This is a genomic window from Mycobacterium sp. E796 (assembly GCF_001672815.1).
Taxonomy (GTDB): Bacteria; Actinomycetota; Actinomycetes; order Mycobacteriales; family Mycobacteriaceae; genus Mycobacterium.
In genome coordinates this window covers 49,761-56,913 of the sequence record NZ_LZKK01000225.1, presented here as the reverse complement: position 1 = coordinate 56,913, position 7,153 = coordinate 49,761, and the positions used below count along the sequence as shown (strand labels likewise).

General features: G+C 67.6%; 7 protein-coding genes. 2 read left to right on the top strand and 5 right to left on the bottom strand.

Going from position 1 to position 7,153, the window contains the following annotated elements; all coding sequences use genetic code 11:
* The coding region (locus A5706_RS16655) for a GntR family transcriptional regulator (protein ID WP_156767176.1) at positions 1 to 384 on the bottom strand (384 nt) is incomplete at its 3' end.
* 98 nt (positions 385 to 482) lie between these two features.
* On the opposite strand from A5706_RS16655, the gene A5706_RS16650 reads away from it, so the two are divergent.
* Positions 483 to 1,784, top strand: coding sequence for an MFS transporter (locus A5706_RS16650; RefSeq protein ID WP_068132532.1), 1,302 nt, complete (start codon positions 483 to 485; stop codon positions 1,782 to 1,784).
* Between the two features lie 10 nt (positions 1,785 to 1,794).
* Here A5706_RS16650 and A5706_RS16645 read toward each other — a convergent pair whose 3' ends face one another.
* From A5706_RS16645 to A5706_RS16635, 3 genes are all read right to left on the bottom strand, one after another.
* The gene (locus A5706_RS16645) at positions 1,795 to 3,432 is read right to left on the bottom strand and encodes an NRAMP family divalent metal transporter (RefSeq protein WP_068132531.1); all 1,638 of its coding nucleotides are present in this window, start codon (positions 3,430 to 3,432) and stop codon (positions 1,795 to 1,797) included.
* Positions 3,429 to 4,757, bottom strand: a complete 1,329-nt coding sequence (locus A5706_RS16640; RefSeq protein ID WP_068132529.1) for a magnesium transporter MgtE N-terminal domain-containing protein — start codon at positions 4,755 to 4,757, stop codon at positions 3,429 to 3,431. Before A5706_RS16640 ends, A5706_RS16645 begins: the two co-directional genes overlap by 4 nt.
* Before the next feature lie 233 nt (positions 4,758 to 4,990).
* Positions 4,991 to 5,740, bottom strand: coding sequence for a sensor domain-containing protein (locus tag A5706_RS16635; RefSeq protein WP_068132527.1), 750 nt, complete (start codon positions 5,738 to 5,740; stop codon positions 4,991 to 4,993).
* 132 nt (positions 5,741 to 5,872) lie between these two features.
* Here A5706_RS16635 and A5706_RS16630 point away from each other — a divergent pair, with 132 nt between their 5' ends.
* Entirely contained in the window at positions 5,873 to 6,232 is a 360-nt protein-coding gene (locus A5706_RS16630; protein WP_082964440.1) for a VOC family protein, read from the top strand.
* Here the strand turns inward: A5706_RS16630 and A5706_RS16625 are convergent.
* Positions 6,203 to 7,081 carry a DMT family transporter gene (locus tag A5706_RS16625; RefSeq protein ID WP_068132541.1) on the bottom strand — a complete coding sequence of 293 codons (879 nt, stop codon included), beginning with the start codon at positions 7,079 to 7,081 and terminating at the stop codon, positions 6,203 to 6,205. The two genes, A5706_RS16630 and A5706_RS16625, sit on opposite strands and share 30 nt — an antisense overlap.
* Positions 7,082 to 7,153 lie beyond the last annotated feature (72 nt).

Below are 7,153 nucleotides of genomic sequence, written 5' to 3'. Positions count from 1 at the left end.
GCCATCGGGCTGGCGATACCCGCTCACACGGCGGACACGCTGCGCCACTGCGAGGCTCTCAAGGGCGGCGCGGATCTCGTAGACCTCGCGCGCCTCGCCGGGCGACAACGGGGCCACCGTCGCCCCCTTGTTCATCTCCACCTTGGCCCAGCCTTCGCTCTCCAGCTGGCGCAGGGCCTCGCGAACCGGGATCGCGCTGACCGAGAAGTGCCGCGCGATGGCGTCCTGCCGCAGCGGTGCCCCGGGGGCGAGGGTGCCATCGACGATCGCGGCGCGCAGCGCGTTGGCGATCAACCGCGACGTGCTGCCGCGCTCCGCCAGCGAGAGCGCCGTGGGCAACGCGCCCAACGCATTGTCCGACGGAGTCCGACCTGTTATGCTCATCACTATATTATATACAATGTGACGCAGCCGGCGGTAAAGCAAGACCGGCTCGCGCATCGAATCCCGATAGTCGTTCTACCCGTGCCAACGGAGGCCAGATGACGTCAACGACGCAGCCGGCAAGCCTCACCAGGCGTCGCACACCGCTCAATCGCTCCCAGATCGCGGGGTTCTGGGGCGCATGGACGGGCTGGACGCTCGACGGAATGGATTCGTTCATCTACGCGCTGGTGCTCGCGCCCGCGCTGACCGAACTGCTGCCGCGTTCGGGTTTCGCCGCGACGTCGACCAATGTCGGGCTCGCGGGATCGATCCTGTTCGCCCTGTTCCTGGTGGGCTGGGGCCTGTCGTTCATCTGGGGGCCGATCGCCGACCGCTTCGGGCGCACCAAGGTGCTGGCCGCGACGATCTTCACCTTCGCCATCTTCACCGGGCTTTCGGCCGCGGCGCAAAACGTCTGGGAGCTGGCGATTTTCCGCTTCATCGCGGGCGTCGGCATCGGCGGCGAATGGGCGCTGGCGGGGACCTACGTGGCCGAGGCGTGGCCCGAGGACCGGCGCAAGATGGGGGCGGGCTATCTGCAGACCGGCTACTACGCCGGGTTCTTTCTGGCGGCGGCCCTGAACTACACGATCGGCGTCCACTTCGGTTGGCGCGCAATGTTTCTGACGGGCGCGGTGCCGGTCGTCGTCGCGATCCTGATCCTGACGCGGGTGAAGGAAACGGAGAAGTGGGAGAAGCTGGAGGCTCAGCCCAAGGCGCGCGTCAAGCCGCTGCGCGAGATCCTCGGGCCGCGCTACCGGCGTCGCACCTGGGTGGCCTGCGCGCTGCTGACGATCGCGATCGTGGGCCTATGGGCCGGCGCCGTCTACGAACCCACTGCCGTCATTCAGTTGGCGCAGCACGCGGGCTTGGACAAGGCCGGCGCGACGAAGACAGCGTCCTGGGCCACGGGCCTGTTGTCGATCGGCACCATCCTGGGGTGTCTGATGGTGCCGGTGCTCTCCGAGCGCATCGGGCGCCGAAAGACGCTGGCGATCTACTTTGCGGGGATGGCCGTTTCGATCGTCGGCAGCTTCGGTTGGGCGTTCTATCTGCCCAACGGGCTCGCACCATTCATCGCGTGGCTGTTCGTGCTCGGGTTCTTCGGCGGCAACTTCGCGATCTTCAGCCTCTGGCTGCCCGAGCAGTTCGAGACGCGCGTGCGCGCAACGGCGTTCGCGTTCTGCACGTCGTTCGGCCGCTTCGTCGGCGCGGGCGTCAACTTCCTGCTCGGCGCGGCGGTGCTGCACCTGCACACCCTGGGGCTACCGGTCGCTTTGACGGCCATCGCGTTCGTGATCGGGCTTTTCATCATTCCGTTTGCGCCCGAGACGCGGGGCGAGGCGCTGCCCCAATAAGGGGCGAAACTCAGCGGCCGAGCTGGACGGCTTTGACCACTAGCAGCAGCGCGCCGACGACCAGGTAGCTGCGCAGCGCGATCATGCCGAGCCGGGTGCCGGGGGACCAGGTGACCGGTTCGAGCAGCGTCAGCGGCGGCATCCGCCAGGTGTTGCGGTCGACGGGACGTGCCGGCTCCTTGGGGGCCGATGGGGCGGGCTGGCCGCGAGACATCCAGCGCAGGGCCGGTACCGCGGCGGCGGCGAGGATGACCAGCGCCAGCGAAAGGTAACCGGCCACGGCGACCACGTCGATGTGGGGGAACAGGGTGGTGGCCATCAGGATGCCGGACAGCAGCAGCAGGATGCCGACGATCAGCCCGGCGACCCAGTTGAGCCAGCGGCGATTGACCCAGGGCCCCAACACTTCCCGGTCGTTGCACAACAACAGCAGAAACACGCTGGCGCTGGGCAATAGCAGGCCGGCCAGGGCCTGCACGGCGGTGGTGATCAAGCCCAGTGGCGCGCCGGGGATGAGCACGATGGCGGCGGCCAGCGCGACCATCGCGGTGTAGGACAGGTAGAACTGCTTGGCGTCGGCGAACCCGCGGTGCAGCGAATGCTTGAGGCCGAAGACGTCGCCGAAGGCGTAACTGGTGGCCAGCGTCACGGCGGCCGCGCCGATGATGGAGGCGTCCATGAGCACGATGGCGAAAAACGCTCCGAGAGTGGCACTGTGCTGGCCGAGCAGGTGCGCGATGGCCCCGGCGTCGGTGAAGCCGCCCACGGTGTTGGTCGAGCGCGCCGCCCAATCGCCGGTCATCAACAACGCGGCGGCGCCGACGATCACGACGAAGGCCCCGATCACAGTGTCGGCGCGCTCGTAGGCCATGAACCGCGGCGTGATCCGTTTGTCGACGACGTTGGACTGCTGGAAGAACAGCTGCCAGGGCGCGACGGTGGTGCCCACGATGGCGATGATCAGCAGCACCGCATCCGAACTGACGCCGCCCGAGATGCTCGGCACCACAAACGACTTCGCCGCATGCGCCCATTGCGGGTGCGACATGAACAGCATCGGGATCTGCAGCAGGGTGACGGCGATGAAGATGAACATGGCCCGCTCCCAGCGCCGGAAGCTGCCGCTGGCCATGATCGCGACCAGCGCAACCGCCGAGATGGGCACCACAACGTATTTGGAGATGCCGATGTAGTCGGCGGCCAGCGTGATGCCGATGAACTCGGTGACGATCGTCAGGAAGTTGAGCAGGAACAGGTCGCCGACGGAAAACCAGCCCCAGCCACGGCCGAAGCGTTCGTTGATCAGCCGGGCGTGACCGACGCCGGTCACCGCACCGAGCCTGACCACCATCTCCTGGTTGACGATGAGCACCGGGATGAGCAGCAGCAGCACCCACAACAGGGAGTAGCCGTAGTTTTGGCCGGCCTGGGTGTAGGTGGCGACCCCGCCCGCGTCGTTGTCGCCGACCATCACGATGATTCCGGGGCCGACGATCGCCAGCAGCGTCAGCAGCCGGGTCTTCCACGTCCGCGGGTGGTCGGTCTCGCCGAGTTTGATGCGCCCGAACGCACCCTCGATGTCGCCCAGGTGTGCGGTGTCGAGCACCGCGCTGAACCCGGGATTGGTCTCGTCCGCGTTCGACGTCACGGTGCCTGGCCTCCGGGGGCGTGGCTGTCGGTCGGTTCGGTGATTTCACGGAACGGGCGTGGGGCGGGCTCGCGTCGGCGCCAGTCCTCGGGGATGGTCGCTTCCAGGACGTCGTCGACGGTCACCACCCCGAGCACGCGGTCCTCCTCGTCGACGACGGGAATGGAGTAGAGGTTGAAGTCGGCCATCAGCAGCGCTATGTCGGTCAGGTCGGCGTCGGCGCTGACGCACACCGGGTCCGAATCCATCAGCGCGCCAATGCTTTCGACGGGATCCGCCTGCAACAGGGTGATCACCGACACCACACCGGCCAGCCGCTCGCCCTCGTCGAGGACATGCACCTTGATCAACGCCTCCGGCTGGACGGTGCGCGCGGCCGCGATCAGGGCCAGCGCCGTGCCCGCGGTCGCAGTGGCGGCGCACGAGACGAAGTCGACGTTCATCAACCCGCCGGCGCTTTCGGGGTTGAACCCCATCAGGGTGATCACCTTGGTGCGCTGCGGGGCGGGCATCAGCTCCAGCACGCGCCGACGTCGCGACTGACGCAGGTCGGCGATCGCGTCGGCGGCGTCGTCGGCGCGCATCCGGCCCAGCAGCGCGGCGACCTCGTCGTCGGGCATGCCGTCCAGGAGCCGGCTGGCCTTGTCGGGGTCCAGCTCCTCGAAGACGTCGGCTTCCAATTCCGGGTCGCTGCGGACCCGGTCGAGGATTTCGCCGCCTTCGGTCTTGTCGGCCTCTTCGAGCAGGTCGGCGATCTCGGCGGCCTTGAACTCGCCAAACCGGTCCGACAGCCGCCGCACCGCGTCGGAGCCACCGTGGCCGATCAGCGGTTCGAATGCCTTCCAATCGCGTGCCGCATGCCCGCCGGAATGCTTGATCAGGCCGAACAACGTCGGCGGCCGGCGGGTGTCCAGCCGCGCAACCACCCACCCGTCGCCGGTGTCCTCCAGCTCGACGTCGTACGCGCGCACCAAGTCCGCGGCGGCCACATCGATCAACCGATGGCCCAACACGTCGGCGCGCAACAGCACCTCACCGTCGCGGCGCTCGAACCCGCGGAGGTCAACTTTGTTCTTGTTCAGGACGATTCGCTTCGGGGCGAACTCCTCGATGGATTTGGTGCCGATGAATACTCGACGGCCGCCGACCCCCGCCACGATGCCGGTCACCGCCGGATAGTCGTCGGCGCCCCGCAGCCGCACGATCACGTCCTCGACGCGGCCCACGGCCTCGCCGGCGCGGGCCACCACCGGCGCGCGCAGCAGTTCGGAGAGGTGGATCACCGGAAGCCCCCCTCGGGGCTTCGCCGTCTCTGATGTGCTCACTTGTCCTCCTCAACGCTGTGCGACAGTCGCCCGCAGGATGCCATCTGCGGGTACGGCTTACAACCAGGTTCGGTGATGGCGCAAGTATCGTGTCTCGACGGGTTCGGCCGCCAGAGCGTACGCCGCCGCCGCGCGGGATGGCTACAGCCAACAGGTGAACGGCGGGTGGCGATCGGGGAATACGGCCGCGCCCGCCGCCTACCGCGACTTCCTAAAACGCTTGCACGAGTGGGCTATTGCTTGTCGACTTTGCCGGCGATCTGGTTGGCGACGGTGACGGCAAGGTCCCCAGGGTCCTTGCGGCAGGCGTCGACGTCGATCACGACGTTGTTGCGCACGGTCAGCGCCCGCTGGCAACTCTGGGACAGCGTGGTGCCGTTCCTGGTCGCGGACACGCTGGTGGTGGTGCTCAAAACCCCGTTGCTGTTGGAGACGGTACCCACCTTCCATTGGATTTCGGGGGCGTCCGCGTCGCCGGGAATCGTGCCCTGGCGGTTGGCGCAGTCAGGCCAGCGCTGGGTGGAGGTGGTGAAGAAGGCGTTCGCCTCTTTCGCGGAAGGGAACAACACCACCACCTCGTTCACCTCGGGATCGGGATCGTTCGAATTTGGTGGGAGCGGGGTGGTGGCGCGCTGCCGCTGAACTGCGGTGTTGCCGCTGCCGGCATAGACGGGGGCCTCGCCGGGATGCTGAATGAAGAGGCATTCGGCCGGAAATTTGTATCCCTGGGGGTAGTTCGTGGTGCTGTCGTCCGGCAGGGTGTCGAACTTGTCGCCGACGGTCGTTCCGGTGCCGCCCACCGCGCTGTCGATCTCGGGCGGGGTGAGCATGAGATTGAGCAGCGCGGCCTGGGCCAGGGGCGGCTTCGACGGGGTGGTGGTCGTCGTCGATGACGAGGCTGCGCCGCCCCCGTCGCCGCCGCCGCAGCCCGCGGCCAGTATCCCGACGACGGCCACGGCGACCGCGGTTATCTGCTTGCGCATGGTTTGAGCGCCCTTCGTGCTTGAGTAGGCTCCTCAAGCGTTCCGCGCACCCCCACGCGTCGGCTATTCAGAGGTGGTTTGCGGGTGGAGCATACGACAGCGTTCTTGCTGCCACACTGGGGTGTGCCCGAAATCGCGTTTGACTCTGTGTCGCCGATCGTGCCCGTCCGAGATCTGGACGTCGCGCTCGACCGCTATCGCCAACTCGGCTTCGACGCGCGCGCGTATGAGGGCCCGGCGCGCTACGGGTTCGTCGACCGCGGCTCCGTCTCCATCCACCTCACCGAATGGGACGAGCACGACCCGCTGAGCACGGCCGCCAGCGTGTATCTCTACGTCAGTGACGCCGATGCCCTCTACGCGGAGTGGGCGGCGCTGGAAAATTTGGCCGGTCGGCTGATCGAACCGCAGGACACGGACTACGGTTTAAGGGAATTCGCCTATGTCGATCCCGACGGGACCCTACACCGGATCGGTTCGCCGACCATCTGATTCCGTCGCCTGGCTGCGCGCCAGCGCCACCGTCGCGGCGATCATCACCGCGACCGACACGCCAAGCGCGACCATGCCGACCTTGTTGGTGCGAAGCGTCTCACCCAGCACCGTCACTCCGAGCACCGACCCGACGATGGGCTCGGCGATGGTCACCGCGGGTAGCGACGCGGTGAGCGAGCCGGCGCGAAACGCCGACTGCTCCCAGGCCGTCGCCGCGAGGCCCAACACCGCCCAGATGTACAGCTCGGGTGCGCGCAGCAGCGCTGGGACGCCGTTGCCGAGCTGGTCGACGACTCCCTTCGTCAGGACCGTGAAGACGCCCCACAGCGATCCCGACATCAGCCCCAGCAGCAGAGCGCTGACCCAACCCGAAAACAGCTGGGCGCCAATCACACACAGGAACAGGCAGGGGCCCAGGACCAAGCCCACGACGATCCACGTTCGAACCGACCCGCGCGGGACCCCGGCCTGCGGGTTGCCGACCGTGACCACGACGGTGACCGCGGCGGCCAGCAGCACGGCCCAAATCCCTTGCCACCGAGTGATTCTGCGATGGTTGGCCGCCGCGCTGATGACCAATGCGAACAGCAGGGAGGTCACCGACAGCGCCTGCACCAGCACCACGGAACCCAAGCCGAGCGCCGCCGCCTGCAATCCGAACCCGGCGGCGGCCACCAGGCTGCCCGTCCACCATCGGCGGTCGCGCAGCAGCCGGCGAAACAGCGCGAGGGTGCCGACCGGCTTGTCGGTGACCTGTTGCGCGGATCGCTGCTCGAGGACATCGCCGATGCCGATCATGAACGCGGCGCCGATCGCGAGCAGTGCCGCGATGCCCGTTCTGCCCACGATGACCTCCTGTGAAATCAACTCACCTCGGGACTTGCGACCCTAGACGGTCGCGCGGTGGGCGGCGAAAAG

Excerpts from the sequence above, each read along its gene's own strand:
- A5706_RS16650 (WP_068132532.1), top strand. The coding sequence starts at position 483 with ATGACGTCAACGACGCAGCCGGCAAGCCTCACCAGGCGTCGCACACCG.
- A5706_RS16635 (WP_068132527.1), bottom strand. The coding sequence starts at position 5,740 with ATGCGCAAGCAGATAACCGCGGTCGCCGTGGCCGTCGTCGGGATACTG.